This is a genomic window from Caldovatus sediminis (genome assembly GCF_014644455.1).
In the GTDB taxonomy this organism is placed as follows: domain Bacteria; phylum Pseudomonadota; class Alphaproteobacteria; order Acetobacterales; family Acetobacteraceae; genus Caldovatus; species Caldovatus sediminis.
Window position 1 is genome coordinate 1 of the sequence record NZ_BMKS01000011.1, and the last position, 16,519, is coordinate 16,519.

14 protein-coding genes and 2 pseudogenes are annotated in these 16,519 nt (G+C 72.9%); 4 read left to right on the forward strand and 12 right to left on the reverse strand.

Annotated elements, in window-relative coordinates; all coding sequences use genetic code 11:
• Positions 1 to 707: pseudogene (locus tag IEX99_RS15905) on the forward strand (phage tail protein); the annotation flags it as partial.
• A gap of 12 nt (positions 708 to 719) precedes the next feature.
• Positions 720 to 2,549: a glycosyl hydrolase family 28-related protein gene (locus IEX99_RS15910; RefSeq protein WP_188902068.1), complete on the forward strand. Its 1,830-nt coding sequence runs from the start codon at positions 720 to 722 to the stop codon at positions 2,547 to 2,549.
• Between the two features lie 35 nt (positions 2,550 to 2,584).
• Here IEX99_RS15910 and IEX99_RS15915 read toward each other — a convergent pair whose 3' ends face one another.
• The 8 genes and pseudogenes from IEX99_RS15915 to IEX99_RS22765 form a co-directional block, all read right to left on the reverse strand.
• Positions 2,585 to 5,908 (reverse strand): error-prone DNA polymerase, encoded by a 3,324-nt coding sequence (locus tag IEX99_RS15915; protein WP_188902070.1) that lies wholly within the window; start codon positions 5,906 to 5,908, stop codon positions 2,585 to 2,587.
• Positions 5,905 to 7,455 (reverse strand): Y-family DNA polymerase, encoded by a 1,551-nt coding sequence (locus IEX99_RS15920; protein ID WP_188902072.1) that lies wholly within the window; start codon positions 7,453 to 7,455, stop codon positions 5,905 to 5,907. The genes IEX99_RS15915 and IEX99_RS15920 overlap by 4 nt, the downstream gene beginning before the upstream one ends.
• Entirely contained in the window at positions 7,452 to 8,222 is a 771-nt protein-coding gene (locus IEX99_RS15925) for an ImuA family protein (RefSeq protein WP_188902074.1), read from the reverse strand. The genes IEX99_RS15920 and IEX99_RS15925 overlap by 4 nt, the downstream gene beginning before the upstream one ends.
• An 86-nt stretch (positions 8,223 to 8,308) precedes the next feature.
• A complete protein-coding gene (locus IEX99_RS15930) occupies positions 8,309 to 8,503 on the reverse strand; it encodes a hypothetical protein (RefSeq protein ID WP_188902076.1) in 195 nt (64 codons plus the stop codon).
• Between the two features lie 555 nt (positions 8,504 to 9,058).
• Positions 9,059 to 9,958 (reverse strand): plasmid partitioning protein RepB C-terminal domain-containing protein, encoded by a 900-nt coding sequence (locus IEX99_RS15935; RefSeq protein ID WP_188902078.1) that lies wholly within the window; start codon positions 9,956 to 9,958, stop codon positions 9,059 to 9,061.
• A gap of 1 nt (position 9,959) precedes the next feature.
• A complete protein-coding gene (locus IEX99_RS15940) occupies positions 9,960 to 10,850 on the reverse strand; it encodes a plasmid partitioning protein RepB C-terminal domain-containing protein (protein ID WP_188902080.1) in 891 nt (296 codons plus the stop codon).
• A complete protein-coding gene (locus IEX99_RS15945; protein WP_308421500.1) occupies positions 10,850 to 11,953 on the reverse strand; it encodes a recombinase family protein in 1,104 nt (367 codons plus the stop codon). Before IEX99_RS15945 ends, IEX99_RS15940 begins: the two co-directional genes overlap by 1 nt.
• A 133-nt stretch (positions 11,954 to 12,086) precedes the next feature.
• Positions 12,087 to 12,344 (reverse strand): annotated as a pseudogene (locus tag IEX99_RS22765) (recombinase family protein); the annotation flags it as partial.
• A gap of 200 nt (positions 12,345 to 12,544) precedes the next feature.
• Here IEX99_RS22765 and IEX99_RS15950 point away from each other — a divergent pair.
• The gene (locus tag IEX99_RS15950) at positions 12,545 to 12,931 is read left to right on the forward strand and encodes an XRE family transcriptional regulator (RefSeq protein WP_188902082.1); all 387 of its coding nucleotides are present in this window, start codon (positions 12,545 to 12,547) and stop codon (positions 12,929 to 12,931) included.
• A gap of 30 nt (positions 12,932 to 12,961) precedes the next feature.
• On the opposite strand, the gene IEX99_RS15955 is transcribed toward IEX99_RS15950, so the two are convergent.
• The 3 genes from IEX99_RS15955 to IEX99_RS15965 form a co-directional block, all read right to left on the reverse strand.
• Complete coding sequence (locus IEX99_RS15955; protein ID WP_188902084.1) at positions 12,962 to 13,384, reverse strand: type II toxin-antitoxin system VapC family toxin; 423 nt, start codon at positions 13,382 to 13,384, stop codon at positions 12,962 to 12,964.
• Positions 13,381 to 13,671 (reverse strand): hypothetical protein, encoded by a 291-nt coding sequence (locus IEX99_RS15960; protein ID WP_188902086.1) that lies wholly within the window; start codon positions 13,669 to 13,671, stop codon positions 13,381 to 13,383. Before IEX99_RS15960 ends, IEX99_RS15955 begins: the two co-directional genes overlap by 4 nt.
• Before the next feature lie 387 nt (positions 13,672 to 14,058).
• Positions 14,059 to 14,847, reverse strand: a complete 789-nt coding sequence (locus tag IEX99_RS15965; protein WP_188902088.1) for an HsdR — start codon at positions 14,845 to 14,847, stop codon at positions 14,059 to 14,061.
• 15 nt (positions 14,848 to 14,862) lie between these two features.
• Here IEX99_RS15965 and IEX99_RS15970 point away from each other — a divergent pair, with 15 nt between their 5' ends.
• Positions 14,863 to 15,099, forward strand: coding sequence for a hypothetical protein (locus tag IEX99_RS15970; RefSeq protein WP_188902090.1), 237 nt, complete (start codon positions 14,863 to 14,865; stop codon positions 15,097 to 15,099).
• A 15-nt stretch (positions 15,100 to 15,114) separates the two neighbouring features.
• Here IEX99_RS15970 and IEX99_RS15975 read toward each other — a convergent pair whose 3' ends face one another.
• The gene (locus tag IEX99_RS15975) at positions 15,115 to 16,518 is read right to left on the reverse strand and encodes an outer membrane protein (protein ID WP_188902092.1); all 1,404 of its coding nucleotides are present in this window, start codon (positions 16,516 to 16,518) and stop codon (positions 15,115 to 15,117) included.
• Position 16,519: the final 1 nt, after the last annotated feature.

Below are 16,519 nucleotides of genomic sequence, written 5' to 3' on the forward strand. Positions count from 1 at the left end.
ACCGGGTCGGGCCCTTCCCGGCGCGGGTGACGGGCTGGCGGCTGTCGCCGGACGGCGGCGTGGACCTGACGCTCGCCGAGGAGGACGCGGCGGTTTGGGACTGGGACCCGGCGGTGGACGAGCGCGCCACCGGCGACAGCCCCTCCGTCGTGCTGCCCAACCCCGGCGTCATCGCCGCGCCGGCGGCCATCACCGTCGAGACGCCGCTCGGCAGCGGGTTCGCCGCCCTGGCGGTGTCCTGGGCGGCGGTCCCGAGCGCGCACCTCGCCGGCTATGAGGTCGAGTTCCTGCCCGCCTCGGTCGCCACCTGGCAGGGCTACGGGGCGGGGCTGGGCGCCACCGCGGCCGCGATCCCCTCCGCCGAGCCGACCGCCGTCCGGGCGCGCGCCGTGGCCCGAAGCGGGGCGGTGTCGGGCTGGCGCACCGCCCCGGTGCCGGCCACCGTCTCGGTGCCGACGGCGACCGGCATTGCGGGCGGGGTGCGGATCTCCGGCGGCTTTCCGGCCGACGCGGTGAAGCTGCAGATCTTCGAGGCCGCCTCGAACAGCCTGGCCGCCGCCAACAAGCTCCCGACCGAGCCGAACAGCCTGTTCTTCGACCGCACCGGGCTCACTGCCGGCCAGACCCGCTGGTACTGGCTGCGCGCCGTCTCGGCCGAGGGGAACGTCTCGGCCCTCGCCGGGCCCGTCTCCGCCACCGCCCTCTGATCTGGAGGCGCCATGCCCGCCCGCATCGACGACCTGCTGGTGCTGAACCAGCACATCTCCAAGACCGAGCTCGGAAAATACCTGCGCGACCGCGAGGCGGTGCTGCCCCGCGACTTCGGCGGGCTCGGGGACGGCGTGGCCGACGACCGCGCCGCCATCCAGGCCGCCTTCGACCGGGCCGCCGCGGACGGCAAGATGGCGGTGATCCCGCCCGGCACCTGGAACGTCTCCGGCGGTGTCACGCTCGGCGGCGGCGCCCGCGGCCTGATCATGCGCGGGGTGCTCCGCTACACCGGCACCGCGCCCGCGACGGTGCTGACCCTCGGCGATGGCGGCACCATCCGCAACGGCGAGAAGCTCTATGCCAACCTGCAGGTGGTGCGGCAGACCCAGTCCGACTGGAGCAGCGAGGCCGACATCGGCATCCTGGCCCGCAACCTGGATGCCAGCGTGCTCGATGTCCGCCTGGTGCAGGGCTTCACCATCGGCCTGCGAACCCTCGGGGACGGCCGCGGCTTCGAGGACAGCACGCTCCATCTGCACCGCTTCCTCAACAACAGGATCGGGCTCGACGTCCACTGCGCGACCGCGACCGCCTGGAACACCTCGGTCCGCTACTACGGCGGGCACTTCGCCTGCGCGACCGGCATCAACCTCAGCCTGGACCGCTTCGGCATCCGCCTCTCGGCGGAGCCGGGGGCCTACACGAACCACAACCGGCACGTCTTCGACGCGCCGAACTTCGAGCTGCGCCAGCTCGATCCCAATATCGCCATCCCCTTCCTGAACGAGACCAATGGCAGCGCCATCATCGGCCGGGCGCTGCGGATGGAGGCCTGCTCGCCCATCGTCGCCCGGCACACCGGCGCGGCGCAGGACTGCGAGTACGAGGTCGCCTGGGCCAACACCTATCAGGTCGGCATCGACTACGCCGCGACCGCCACCCGCTGCGGCAACGCCGTCCTCAACCGCCACCGCGCCCCGGCCTCGCGCCACCTCCGCCTGCTCGGCGGCGTGCCGAACCTCCGCGCCGCCGCCTTCCGCCACAGCGCCACCGAGGTCGGGGTGGAGGGCCTGGCCGCGGTTGCCACCTCGACCACCGCCGCCACCACCCTGGCCGGGCTGTCCTTCAACGGCCTGGACGACATCACGCCGACCGGCCGCGGGCTGCGGCTGGAGGCGCAGCGGGGGCTGGCCTTCGTGGTGGACTGCTCGCAGGCGAAGGAGTTCGCGCTCGCCCACTGGCTGGTCGGCGGCGCCGATGGCGGGCGGCTGTTCGTGCGCTGCTTCGACGCCGGCATGGCCGTCCGGGAGAACATCGCCGGCGACGTGCTGGCCTCGCTGACCACCATGCAGTGGAACACCCCCTCCAAGGCCTGGACCGGCGGCGCGGTGATGGCGGACGCCTCGCTGAACCGGCGCATGACGGTGCGCCTGGCCGAGCCAGTCGCCTTTGCCCAGATCGGCATCGTCGGCTTCGACGGCCAGATCGAGCTCGAGGCGCTGCGCCTCTACGGCCTGCCGGAGCACGCCCCGGCGCTGCTCTGCGGCACGCCCGCCCTGCCGGTCGGACAGCGGGAGTTCGTCGCGGAGACCAGCTGGGACCTGCCCTCGCTCGCGCCGGGTGCAACCAGCCTGCTCGACGTCACGATCACCGGCTGCCGGCAGGGCGACCTGGCCGACGCGGCGCTGGCCTCCTCGACGCGCTTCATCGAGCTCGACGCCGCCGCCTGGACCACCAACACGGTCCGGGTGATGGCGCGCAACATCTCGCCCTCCGCCACCTTCGACCTCACCGCGGCGACGCTCTCCGTCGCGGTGACGAAGCGGCGGATGCCGTAGCCGGCAGTCACGCCCCTGGCCCTCTCCGGCGACCACTACCGGAAGTCGCGGCTCGCCGGCAGCCTGGCGCGGGGTGGCCGGCGCGCGCCGGGCTCGGGGCGCCGGACCTCGTCCGCGCGCCCCAGGCTGCGCGCCGCCCAGGCGGCGTCCCCGCGCTCCGGGGCCTCCTCCCCCTGCGGCAGGCCGTCCAGCAGATCGGAGCGGTCGGTCAGCCGGCGGACGATGAGGTGGATGATCGGCACCTCGGCGTGCTCCGCCTCCCGCTCCACCCGCCCCTCGACCAGCAGCAGGCGGGCCGAGACCAGCGCCGCCCGGTCGCGCGCCGCCACGTCCGGATAGACGACGAGATTGCCGATCCCGTGCTCGTCCTCGACGGTGACGAAGACGATGCCCTTCGCCGTGCCCGGCCGCTGGCGGATCAGCACCAGCCCGGGCAGCCGGAGCCGCGCCCCCGGCCGCGCCGCCTGCAGCCGCCGCGTGTCGGCGCAGCCCAGGCGGTCGAGCATGGGCCGCAGCAGCGCCAGCGGGTGCCGCCGCAGGCTCAGCCCGGTGGCCAGGTAGTCGTCCACCACCGCCTCCCCCTCGGACTGGGCGGGCAGGGTGACGGCGGGCTCCGGGAGCAGCGGGGAGCGGTCCGCCATCGCCGCCTCCGCCGCGCCGCCGGCGATGGCGAAGAGCGGCAGGTCCCGCGGGCCGCCGGCCACGCCGCGCGCCTCCCACCCGGCGCGCCGGCGGTCGGCGCCCAGGCCGGCGAAGGCGTCCGCCGCGGCCAGCGCCTCCAGGGCGCGGCGGCCGACGCCGGCGCGCAGGGCGACCTCCTCCACCGCGCCGAAGGGCACGCCGTTGCGCGCGCGCCGGGCGGCGACGATGGCCCGCGCCTCCGCCTCCGGCAGCCCCGCCACCAGCCGCAGGCCGAGCCGCAACGCCAGGCCGCCGGCGCTGTCCGCAGCGTCCTCCAGCGTGCAGTCCCACTCGCTGGCGTTCACGTCCACCGGGCGGACTTCCACCCCGTGCGCGCGCGCGTCGCGCACGATCTGCGCCGGCGCGTAGAAGCCCATCGGCTGGGAGTTCAGCAGCGCGCAGGCGAACACCGCCGGGTGGTGGCACTTGATCCAGGCCGAGGCGTAGACGAGGTGGGCGAAGCTCGCCGCGTGGCTCTCCGGGAAGCCGTAGGCGCCGAAGCCCTCGATCTGGGCGAAGACCCGCTCGGCGAAGGCCGGCTCGTAGCCGCGCCGGACCATGCCCTTCACCAGCTTGTCGCGGTAGCGGCTCACGCCGCCCGCCCGCCGGAAGGTGGCCATCGCGCGGCGGAGCTGGTCGGCCTCCTCCGGCGTGAAGCCGGCGGCGACGATGGCCAGGCGCATCGCCTGCTCCTGGAACAGCGGCACGCCGAGCGTCTTGCCGAGCACCCGCTCCAGCTCGTCGGCCGGGCCATGCTCCGGGGCGGGGGATGGGTAGTCGGGCTGCTCCAGCCCCTGCCGCCGACGCAGGTAGGGGTGCACCATCGCGCCCTGGATCGGCCCAGGACGGACGATCGCCACCTCGACCACCAGGTCGTAGAAGGTCTCGGGCCTGAGGCGCGGCAGCATCGCCATCTGCGCCCGGCTCTCCACCTGGAACACGCCGAGGCTGTCGGCCCGGCGCAGCATGGCGTAGGTCGCGGGGCAGTCGCGCGGCAGCGCGGCGAGGTCGAGATCGAGCCGCGCGTGCCGCCGCAGCAGGTCGAAGGCGCGGCGCAGGCAGGACAGCATGCCGAGGCCCAGCACGTCCACCTTCAGGATGCCGAGCGCGTCGATGTCGTCCTTGTCCCATTCCAGGACTGTGCGGCTTTCCATCGCCGCGTTCGTGACCACCGCCAGCTTGGTGAGAGGGCCGCGGGTGATGACGAAGCCGCCGACATGGGTGGCGAGATGGCGGGGGAAGTCGAGCAGCTCCTCGGCCAACTCCAGCGTCATGGCCAGGCGCGGATCCGCGACGTCCAGCCCTTCGGCTTTGGCCAGTGCGGCGAGGCTCATCTCCCGCCCCGGTCCCCAGCTCGCCTTGGCGAGGCGCGCCGTGATGTCCTCGGTGAGGCCCATGGCCTTGCCGACCTCGCGGATGGCGCTGCGCGGGCGGTAGCGGATGACGGTGGCGCAGATCGCCGCGCGGTCGCGGCCGTAGCGCTCGTAGAGGTGCTGGATCACCTCCTCGCGCCGCTCGTGCTCGAAGTCGATGTCGATGTCGGGCGGTTCGCCGCGGGAGGCCGAGACGAAGCGCTCGAACAGCAGGTCGTGCCTGGCCGGGTCCACCGCGGTGACGCCGAGGACGTAGCAGACGGCGGAGTTCGCCGCCGAGCCGCGGCCCTGGCAGAGGATGCCCCGCGTCCGCGCGAAGCGGACGATCTCGTGCACGGTCAGGAAGTAGGGCGCGTAGCCGAGTTCGCGGATGAGGCGCAGTTCGTGCGCGACGCGGCCACGGATGTCCTCCGGGGCGCCGTGCGGCCAGCGTTCGGCCAAGGCCTGCTCGACCCGCGCCTCCAGCGTCTCCTGCGCGCTGCGGCCGGGCTCCAGCACTTCTTCTGGGTATTCGTAGCGCAATTGATCCAGCGAGAAGCCGGACGCCGCCTCCAGCACCCGCAGGGTGTTCGTCACGGCCTGCGGGTGCCGGGCGAAGAGCCGCGCCATCTCGGCGGGCGGCTTCAGATGCCGCTCGGCATTCGGCTCGGCGGCATGGCCCAGCGCGTCCACGGGGGTGCGCAGCCGAATGGCGGTGAGCACATCGGCGAGCCGCCGCCGCGCGGGGTGATGGTAGCGCACATCGCCGGTGGCGAGCAGCCAAGTGCCGGCCCGGGCTGCCATCTGCGCCAGCCGATCCAGCCGCCGCTGGTCGTCCCCCCGGTAGGTGCAGGCGACGGCCAGCAGCAGCGGCAGGGCCAGGCGGCCCCGCAGCGCCATGGCATCGGCGCGCAGCCGGACGGCGAAGGCGGCGTCCGGCTCCGCGGGCGGCACGGCCGCCAGCGCCCAGCCCGCGGCGGCGGCGAGCAGGTCGTCGCGCCCGAGCCGGCATTCGCCCTTGGGGGCCTGCATGCGCCCGTGCGAGAGCAGGGCGGTCAGCCGGCCATAGGCCGCTCGGTCCGTGGGCCAGGCGAGCCAGGTGCTGCCGTCCCGCAGGACCAGGCGGCAGCCGACCACGAAGCGCAGCCTGGCCGCCTTGGCGGCGACATGGCCGCGCACCACCCCGGCCAGCGAATTGCTGTCGCAGAGCCCGAGCCCGGCGAGGCCGAGCGCCTGAGCGGTCTGCACCAGCTCCTCCGGATGCGAGGCCCCGTCGAGGAAGGAGAAGTTGGAGCGGGCGGCGAGTTCGGCAAAGGCGATGGTCATGGCAGGTGGCCATGCAGCAGCCAGCGCGCCGCCTCCGGCGGACCGGTGCGGCAGACCCAGAGCCGCACACCGGAGGCAAGCTCCACCCGGTAGTAGTCGCGCCGCCGCAGATCGGGGCGAGCCCGCCACCACTCCGGCTCCAGCCGCAGCGGCCCTTCCGCCCAGTGCAGGCGGTGCGCCATGCCGCACCAGCGCAGCAGTGAGGGCGGATCATCCGACAACAGGGCCATGGCCTCCAGCGGCTCCGGCTGACGCCGCAGCAGGACTGGCAGCCCCGGCGTTGCCCATCCCGCCGGCATGGCCGGGACGGGCGCGTGCGGGTCGAGGGCGGCGACCGCGCGTTCCGGCCAATGGCTGGCGACGGGCGCGACCCGGTGCACCCGCAGCCGCTGCGCCAGGCGATCGAGCAGTTGCGCCAGGGCCTCGGCCATTGCTGCCGCATCGTGCCGGCCGCCGATCTCGAGACCAGTCTGCGTGCCCGCCGCCATCGGCTCCGTCGCCCGCGCCTCGAGCATCATTCGCTCGAAGCCGAGACCGGGCTCCAGCTGCTCCAGCCGCTCGGCAAAGAGCCGGCGGAGATGCGCCGGCGCACGCGTCGGCTGGCCGGTGCCGATCGCCACCTCCTGCACCACGCCATCCACCCTCCAGGCCGAGAGCACGATGCGCCGCGCGCCCAGCCCCGTCTGCCGCAGCCGGGCGCAAAGCGCCGCGAGCAGCCGGTCGAGCACCGCGTCGATGCTGGCGCGGGTGATGATCGGCTCCAGCAGATCCCGGGCGACGGTGAGGTCTGGCGGTGCGGTCGCAGGCCGGATGGCGGTCCGCCGCTGCCCGGTCACCGCATCGAGCCGGTCCATCAGCTCCGGCCCGAAGCGCCGGACAAGCGGGGCGCGGGGCTGGTCGAGCAGGTCGCGCACCCGGCGCAGGCCCAGGCGGGCGAGGTCCGCCAGCATGGCCGGGGGCAGCCGCAGGGCAGGCCCGAGCGGCAGCGGCGCCGCCACCGCTGCCTCGATGCCGGAGACCACCACCGGATTGTCCAGCCGGGCCCGTGCCAGGGCGGCGCTGGTCGCGGCGGCGCCGGCCACCGCACCGCGGGTGGCGATGCCCGCCCGCTGCAGCCGGGCCAGCGCGTCGCGCAGCAGGTCTGCCTCGCCGCCGAGCAGATGGGCGCAGCCGGTGATGTCGAGTAGCAGCCCATCAGGCGGATCAGTGGCAGCGAGCGGGGTATAGCGCCGCGCCCACAGCGCGAGAGCCTGCAGCGCCTGGGCATCGCCATCCGGGTCGGCAGGACGGAGCACCAGATCGGGCGCGATCGCCTCGGCATCGGCCAGCGCCTGCCCGGGCCGGAGGCCGATGGCTGCCGCGGCTTGGTCCACGGCCACCAGCACGCGACGGCTGCCGGAGGCCGCCCAGGTGGCGAGCGGCTGGTCGGTGGGCAGATCCGGCTCTGCCCGGCGGATCCGGTCGGTGGCGAGGCAGGGCAGGTGCAGCGCCAGGAAGCGGCGCGATCCCGGTCCGCCCGCCGGCAGAAGGCAGGGCTGGCCCGTCATGCGGAGGCGCCGCGGCTGGCCCTGGCGGCGGAGGCCGTCTCCTCCCGCTCGAGATCCAGCCGCCCCTCGGCCGCGCGCCAGGTCACCGCCCAGGGGCCGCCCGGCGTCCCGCCGCGGACCCGCAGCAGTTCCAGCTGCCAGCGCGGCTCATCCAGGCCAGCCCCAGCCTGCGCCGTGGGCAGCGGCCCGATCCGCCAGCGTGTCACCGCCGCGGTGGGCGCCGGATGGGCGGTGTCCGGCCGCAGCAATAGGCCGAGCGCTCCGCCCGCCTCGGCCGCCAGTTGCAGCCGGCGGGTCGCCGTCAGGTCCAGCCTATTGTCGCCCTCCGGATTTGGCTCCCAGGTCAGGGCCAGCACCGCGCCGGTCACCGCGGGGCAGCGCAGCGCCTCCTCCATCGCCCAGAGCGCGTCCGGCCATCGCTCGGCCCGGACCAGGATCAGGTTGGCAGGGACCAATCCGCAGCGCGCGAGGCCCGGTGGCCAGGCCAGCAGTTCGTCCCTCCTGCCGGCGATCCAGAGGACGGTCCCGCCGGTGCGGGCCAGCAGCAGGGCGCAGAAGGCAGCGCCGCAGCCCGGGGCCATGGCCAGCACCTCATGCACCGCGGCGCGCGCCAGCCCGCCGCCGGGCAGCGGCAGGTCGTCGCAGACCGGGATGGGGCGGGCCTCCTGCGGCGCTCGGCCCGTGCCTTCAAGTCGCGCCACGCGAGCGCGCAGGGTGGCGAGGATGGCAGCCTGATCGAGCGGGGCGTCGGGGGCGGCTGAGGACATCGGTGGTGCGTCCGCGAGGCCAGTGCGAATCTCCCGGCAGGATGAGGCCAAGCCTGTCGCCGCCTGGTGAGCGAGCGGGAAGCCGTCTATCCGGCGCCGTGCGGCGGCTGCGGTGCCTTGCGCATGACCACGAAATTCGCCCGCTCCAACTGCGCCGCGAGCTGCTCGGCCAGCAATGCGGCGGCCATCTCCCACACGCTGCCTCGGCGCGGCCGGCCCCGCTCGTCGAAGCGGAGCGCATAGGCCAGGGCCGAGGCGACGTCCGCTGGGTCCGCTGGCACCAAGGGCGTTGTCAGCGGGCCAGGAGCCGCAACCGTGCTGCTGCCTGGGGGTGGTTCGGGGTCGGGAGAATCGGACGGGCGCATGGCGGCCGACGATGGCGAAGCAGAGCGAACGAATCAAGAACAAACCACCGCGCCGCTGTTGCTCGCGAAGCAGACTGCATACTGAATCGCTTTGCTGGGCTGAGTGGGAGCGTATGGGGGCACATCTCACCATCATGAACAGCAGCAGTGGGAACCTTCAGCAGGACGGCCTGGTCCAAGCATGTCCTCGAACACGTCAGCGGCCATCGGCTTCTGGGAAGAGGGCGTGCCGACACTCGGCCGTGCTGGGGTTCGTGGCATGGCACCGGCACGCCCTTCTCACCCGGGCCTGCCGTCTCATGGCAGCCCGCCGGCCGGGCCTATGCCGCCCGGCCTGGTGGGCTCCGCGCGGGTTCGCCGCCATCCCCACCACCGCGCTTGATCCGTCCCTCGTGCGGCGTCTCCCGCGGTCCCCGCGCTTATCGGGTCCGGGTCCCCATCCTGATGGCCGGCCCCGCCCGACCAACCGGCTCAGGCCGCGGCGATGTCCGTCTCCGCGATCTTCCGGAACTCTGTCAGCATCTCGGGCTGATGCTGCTGAAGCCAGCGCGCGACGCGGGCATTGGCCACGAGCTTCGCCACGTAGCCGCGCGCCAGGACGAGCCGCAGGTGGTCGGGCCCGTAGGACTGCTCGGCGGCCTTGATCTCGCGGTCGAGCTGCGCCGTCTCCCGTTCCATCAGCGCCACCTGCTCGGCGCTCAGGCCCTTGACCGCCTTCGGCTTCGCGTCCGGCACGAGCTGCGCCTCCGGCGTCGCCGCGAGGATGGCCCGGACGTAGCCCTTCGAGTAGCGGTTCATGCCCGCCATCGTCTCCGCGGCCTCGATCTGCCGCAGCGGAACCATCCGCTTCAGCAGCGCGAAGACGCCGAGCGAGACCGGCTTGTCCTTCAGGATCTCGATCGCCTCGGGGCAGACTCCGTGGAGGGCACGCTTCTTCTGCCGCAGCGTGCCGATGTCGATGTTGAGGGCGCGCGCCAGCCGTTCCTCCGGCACCTTGCGGTCGATCGCCTGCAGGATCATGCGGTGTTCCTGCACCGCCGCCAGCCGACTGATGCGCTTGTTGTAGGTGAAGGCCTCGTCGTCGGTCGCGATCAGGCAGAGCACGTCCGTCTCGCCCCCGTCGCGCAGGACCTCGACGCGCAGATGCCCGTCGAGCAGCAGGAAGCGCCCGCGCTCGGTCGGGTGCCGGGCCACGACCGGCGGCTCGATGACGCCGACCTCCGCGATCGAGGCTGCGATCTGGGCATACTTCGACGACCGTCGGGTCTTCGCGCCGACCACGCGGAGGGGCTGGATGCGGTCGAGCGGCACGCGCAATCCCGTTGCCTCGAAGGCGCTTCCGACCGTGCGGCGTTCTTCCTTCCCGCCCATGTCAACCGCCTCCTGCACCGCTCCCGACGCGCTCGGCCAGCTTGGCCGGCATCGTGAGCAGGCCCTCGGCGCGCAGCAGCGTCACGAAGCCCTCGTCGGCCATCAGGGCGCGCAGCGCCTCCACCACGAAGAGCAGCCGCCCCCGGGTCGCGGCCGCGTCGCGCACGATCAGCCGCTTCTTGTCGACGTCCTGGCGGTAGGTCCGCACCAGCGCGTCCACGGACAGGGGCCGGGCTTTCCGTCCATCGGCCGGCTTGACACGCCGGCCCTGGCTGCGCCGCACCTCGATCAGTCGCTTCGCGGCGAGCAGGCTCTGGCCGCGCAGCAGGTTGCGTTCATAAGCCTCATGCAGAACCTGCTGCACATCGGCGTCTTCCGCCTCGGCGATTTCGACCGCGACGCTCACCGGGATCTGGCCCACCTCCACGGCGCGGAGCAGGCGCGTCTCGCCGCCCGTCAGCAGCCGCAGGACGCCCTTCACGTATTCCAGGGAAAGGCCGGTCTTGCGGGCGATGTCGGCATCCGAGTGGCCGCGCTGCCGCATGCCGTCGATGTCGTGCAGCAGGTCGAGGGCCTGGTGCTGCCGTCGGGCCACGTTCTCGACGAGGCTCATCACCAGGCAGTCCTCGCCGGCGGCCTCGATGACCACGGCCGGAATCGTCGCCTGCCCGAGCTCCCGGAACGCCTCGAGGCGGCCCCGGCCGCAGACGAGGTCATAGCGCAGGCCCTCTGGCCCCCGGCGGGCCGCGACGGTGATCGGCCGCTTGAGGCCGACGGCGGCGATGCTGTCCACGATCTCCTGGAACACCCGGCGATTGCGGGCACGGGGGTTCACGACGTCGATGGCATCGACCGGGATATGCTGGACCGTGGGGACGGGAGCATGGGTCATCACGAGGCCTCCAGGATGTCGGTGCGGGCGGCGAGGTCGAAGAGCGCGTCCAGGCCATCGAAGCGGAAGGCGTCGAGGAGGAGGCCGTTGACCTCGCCGAGCCGGAGCCTCGGCAAGGACGCGTCCCGGCGCGGCAGGAGGCAGTAGTCGCGCACCGCATCGTTGCCTGGCGCCATGCGGATCGCGACCGTGATGTCCGGCGCCAGTCCTGTGTCCATCCGGATATGCCAGCGTAGGGAGCCGGCAGCCGTCTGCTGGCAGCGCGCCAGCACCACCGAGGCGGTGAACTCACCGTTGACCGTCAGGAGGTCGGTGGCGGGATCCTGGACCACCTCGCCACCGGCACGGCGGATGCCTTCCACCGCCTCCGCGACGATGCCGGGGTGCAGCGCCCGCAAGGCGCGGTTCACCTCGATGTAGCGGTAGTCCCGATCCGGGGTGAAGCCGACGAGCTGATAGGCGCGCAGCAGGCTGCCGAAGCGGGACTGGTAGGCCCCGCTCGAGGGCGTGTCCTCGGCCTCGTCGATCACCAGCCCGGACAGGTAGCCGCGGCGCGCGAGCAGCCGGCGAAGGGCCTCCAGCATCTCCTCGTTCGTCAGGCGCCGGGAGCGCTCATGGATGATCACCTGCGCCGCGTCGAAGAGAAGCCGGTCCACCACCGCCTCGAAGGCACCGTCCCGGCGCACCCACATGTCGCGGCCGTTCCGCACCCGCGCACCCTGCAGCTTGCAGGAGACGCGGTTCCAGACATTGTCCCCGGCGTATTTCTCGTTGATCAGCACCTGGTGCACGGTGCCACGCGTCCAGGGCCGACCGAGGTCGGTGCGGATCCCGCGGCCATTCAGGATGTCGGCGATCTCGCGCTCCGGGCGCCCCTCTTCGACGAAGGCGCGGTAGATCCAGCGCACCGTCTCGACCTCCTCGGGTGGCCCGGGCACGAGCACGACGCGGTCGGTCTGGATGCTCTTCTGCTCGCCGCGGGACAGGTCGCCCTTCGGTGCGCCCGCGCCGTCGACCAGACGTCGGCGCAGCCCGTAGCCGGCCGGCCCGCCTTGGCGGAAGCCGAGCTCGATGAGACGGCACTGCCCGGCGAACACCCGCACGGAGAGCAGACGGCTGGACTCGCCGGCGAGGGCACGCTTGACCCCCCTTCACGATCGTCGCGACGGGGCTGCCGTCGTTATCGAAGCCGTCGATGCAGTACTCGACGGAGATGCCGGCGCGCCGGCACTGGTATTCGTAGAAGGCGCTCTCGTCGGCGTCCTGGAACCGCCCCCAGCGGCTCACGTCGTAGACCAGGATCACGCTGAAGTCGGCGCGGCCCGAGCGCACGTCGTCGAGCAGGCGCTGCAGGCCGGCTCGTCCCGCGATGCTGAGGCCACTCTTGCCGTGGTCCGCGTAGGTGCGGACGATCTCGATGCCGCGCGCCTCGGCGTAGCGCCGGATCGCGTCCGACTGGTTCTCCGTCGAATAGCGCTGGTGGTCGGTCGACATCCGGACGTACTCGGCGGCGCGACCGGCCCGCTCCTTGGTTTACCCGCAATGCCGGCCGGTTGTCGTCCCACGCGGCTGCCCTCTCGCTGGCGAGCCGCGTCGCGCTCCAGTGCCGGCCTTCCCCGCCCGATCCAGGGACGGCACTGCGGCGCCATCCGTGCCGCACCCTACCGCGCACCCTACAACGGCGGAGGCGGCGGGTGCGGACGAAAAAGGGCAGGATTCTGCACTCGAAGGGCAGAAAACTGCCCTTCAACGGCGAGGACATGGGACCGCCGGTGGACTACGCTGCTGAGTTGGCTGCGGCCCTCCGGCGCGAGATGGAGAGGCGGCGTGTGGCGGCCAAGACCGTCATGCGCTGGACGGGTGCGAGCGAGCGGACGGTGAAGGCATGGCTGAGCGGGATCAGCGTCCCGAGCGGGGAGCGTCTGATCGCGCTGATGCGCCATTCGGACGAGGTGTTCGTCACCGTCCTGCGACTTTCAGCGCGGCTCGACGGCGAGTGCGCTGGGCATCTCGACGACGTCCGGCGTCACCTTGCCGCAGCCTCCACATCGCTTGAGAAGGCGAGATCGTGGTTGAAATGATCCGGGTATCCTCGGAACCCTGAACGCAGGTCAGGACGAGGCGGACTCGAAGGGATTCAGCACCCGGACCCCGAGCCCCTCGACGTCGGTGGTGTTGCGGGTGACGAGCACGAGATCATGCACGCGCGCGGTCGCCGCGAGGAGGGCATCGACGACGGGAACGGACCGCAGCGCCGACATCCGGCCCCAGGCCTCGGCCACCGCCGTGTCGACGTCGAGCACGCGCGGTCCGAAGGCCTCGGCGACCTCGGCGAGCCAGCCTTCCAGCGCGGCGGCCTTCGCCGGGTCGCGGGGCCGGATCCCCTCGACGCCCTTGCGGATCTCGCCGAGCGTGAGGGCGCTGAGGAACAGGTCCCGGTCCTCGACGCCCGCCCACCAGGCGGCGACGGCGGGGTGGCAGCGAGGTCCCTTGCGGACCTCGGAGATGATGTTGGTGTCGATCAGCCAGGTCACAGGTCGACGGCGCGCCCGAGATCGCGGGAGCGATCGAGCTCGACGCCGTCGAGGGGGGCGGAGGCGAGGAGCTCCTTCAGGCTGCGCGCGGGCGCGGGGGCGAAGCGGCCGCGCAGCAGCGCGCGCGCCTCGGCCGCCCGCTCGGGGTCGGCCAGCGCCGCGGCCACGGCGCGGACCAGCGGCGCGTCCTCGCCACGCACCTGCACCTCGACCCGCTGCAGGCCGCGGCTGCGCAGCCGGCGGCGGTGCTCCGCGAGGGCAGACCTGGGCTTGGGCTTCGTCGGCACGAGCAGGCCTCCGATGAAGATTTCCGGAAACATATCCGGAAATCTGCTTGGTTTTCAAGTTGGCACGCGGCCACTCGCGCCGGCCCCAGAGAGCGTTCCTTCCCGGTTCCCTTTCCTACGCCACTTCCATGCACCGCGAATCGTCTCCCTGCTGGTGGGCCGCGCCGTGAGGCGCAGGTTTTCCGCGGTTCTCGCGCATAGGCTGGCGCCGAGCGGTCCTCGAACGCCCCCCGAAACCCTCTCTCGCAGGCCGGATTTCTCTGAACCTGGCGACTTCCCCGATTATGCCGCCAGCCCGAACGCTCGCCTCTTCAAGGGCTTGACAGGCAGCACCCGACCGCGAGTTGGTGAACCCGACGCCCCACCAAAGGTTGCCCGACGCCGAATCTATCGCGGATCGGCACCAGCCCCCGGCTCCTCCCCCTTCCGCAGCCCCTCCCACAGCGCTCCCGGACCGAGCAGCACGGCCAGCAGCCCGGCCTGAACCGCCTCCGAGTTCAGCGCCTGACGGCTCATGCTGCCGTGTGCCTCCATCGTCGCGATGATCGCGTTCAGCAGCTCCTCCCGCAGGTTCGGCGAGTTGCCGAACTGCTCGCGCGTGTTCGCCGCCGCCTGGGCGCGCAGGGTGGCGCTCTCCATCATCTTGGACCGGATGCTCTCGGCGAAGGCGACCCGGTCGCCGTCCGTCAACTCACCCTCGAAGAGATCGTTCAGCGCCCGGATGATCTCCCCGAGCCGCTGCTTCTGCCGGTCCTGCACCTGGCCGGAGCCGACATCGGTCGGCGGCTTCAGCCCCTCGGCGGGCTCGCCGCCGGCAAGGTTCAGCCGCTGCTGGCCGAGGTCGCGCATCCGGTGGTGCGTCAGCCGCAGCGCCGAGAGGTCCACCCCCTCCCGCTCCCGCCCGTAGTCCAAGAGCGGCAGCAGCAGCTTGCCGAACAGGTAGAGCTTCTCGAACTCGGTGTTCCCGTAGTCGAACATCTGCCCGAGGAACTCGTACAGCCGGACATAGCTGCCGAGGTCGCGCTTGAAGAGCAGCAGCACATCCATCTCGGCCTTTGCCGCCTCGCGCGCCTTCGTCCCGTCCGCCCCGGCCCGCCAGGCCTGCTGCGCCTGCCGGAAGCGCGTCAGCAGCCGGTTGCTCACCGGACCGATGGCGGCGTCCAGATCCACGTCCACTTCACGCCGACCTCGTTGATCCCCTTCGGGGCTCAACCCTGGATCAAGGCCGTCGAGGGCCTGTTCGCCACCCTGACCAGGCGCCGCCCGAAGCGCGGCGTCTTCCGCTCCGTCATCGAGCCGAGCCAGGCCATCCGCGCCTACCTCGACGCCCACAACGCCGACCCGAAGCCCTTCCGCTGGACCGCGCCCGCCGACACCATCCTTGCCAAGCACCAGCGCGGGAAACGTCTGCTGGAATCGCTCCATTAGGCGGTGTGGCGGGCGTCAGAGACTGAAGCGGATAGGCACGCGCAGGATGATGCGCGCGCTCGGGGCGTTCTCCGTCGCGCCGACGCTGGCGCCGAGGCTGACGCTGACGCGATCGGACGCGCGATAGGAAAGGCCGAAGTTGAACGAGCCGATGTCCAGCCCCGAACCGGGAATGGAGCGACCACCGGCACGGGACGACAGGACGAACACGTGATCATAGCCGAGGCTGAGCGAGGTGCGCTCGTTCAGGGCAAAGCCGACGCCGAAGTTCAGGCCGATGCCGTCGCCCGGATCGAGGCTGGTCGGCACGGCCGGGCCGCCCGTCGGATCCTGCAGGCCGACGGTGCGGCCGATGTTCCAGATGTAGCGCGCGCCCCCGAAGAACACCGCCGGGTCGGAGGCCCAGGCGACGGTGATGCCCGGCTCGATCGACCAGAAGCCGGTCCCCGTGGGGAGTTCCCGCTCCAGCCCGCGCAGGAACCCGCCCCGGGGATCGCTGACGAGGTAGATCGGCACCTCGAAGGGGCTGCGGCCGGTATCGCTCTTGACCCGGAGGTTGGCGACGAAGACCGGCCAGTCGTCGAGGCCGGAATTGAGCTGGTAGCTCGCGCCGAACTCGATGTCGCCGAGGCCGCTGCCGGTCGGGCCGATGGTGATGGGCGAGGCGCTGATGTCGGCGGGCGCGGTCTGGATGGTGTCGCTCCGGTAGACCCACGGGATGCGCGCGTTGACCTCGAGGCGGTCGGTGATGCCGTAGCGCAGCGTCAACGCCGCGATGGCGGTGCGCCGCGTGGCGCGGCGGATGTCCACGGTGCCGAAGGTGATGCCGGGGATGATGGAGAAGCCGTTGACCACGGCCTGGGTGCTCTGCGCGTAGTTGTATTCGAGCGACGTCTCGACCGAGACCATTCCGCGCGGGGTCAGCACGCCGCCAACCCGCGCCAGGGTGGGATCGGTCGCCAGCACGCGCTGCTCCTCCCGCCGTCGCGCGGCGGCGGCCTCCGCGGCGGTGGAGGGCGCCTGCGGATCGCGCGGGGCAGCGGTCACGGCCGGCGGTGCAGCGGGCGCCGCCGGCGCAGCGACGGTGGGCGCCGGCGGCGGGGAGGGAGAGGCGACCGCAGACGGCCGCGGGGGCGCGGCGGCGCGCGCCGGCGCCGGGAGGGCGCGCCGTAGCCCTTCGATCTCGCGCGCCTGCGCCTCGATCAGACGCTGCTGGCGGACCAGCTGGGCGCCCTGCTCCTCGAGCCGGCGGCGTTGCTGTTCGAGCATCGCCCGCAGCTCGTGCAGGGCCTCCGTCGCGACGGCATCCTGTGCGCGCGCGAGCGGCGACGCGACGACCAGCGAGACGACGGCGATCCCCAGCGCGAACGGCCGGACGAAGCGGTCGCGGGCCGCGCGGTGGCGGGCCGGCGCGGGCATC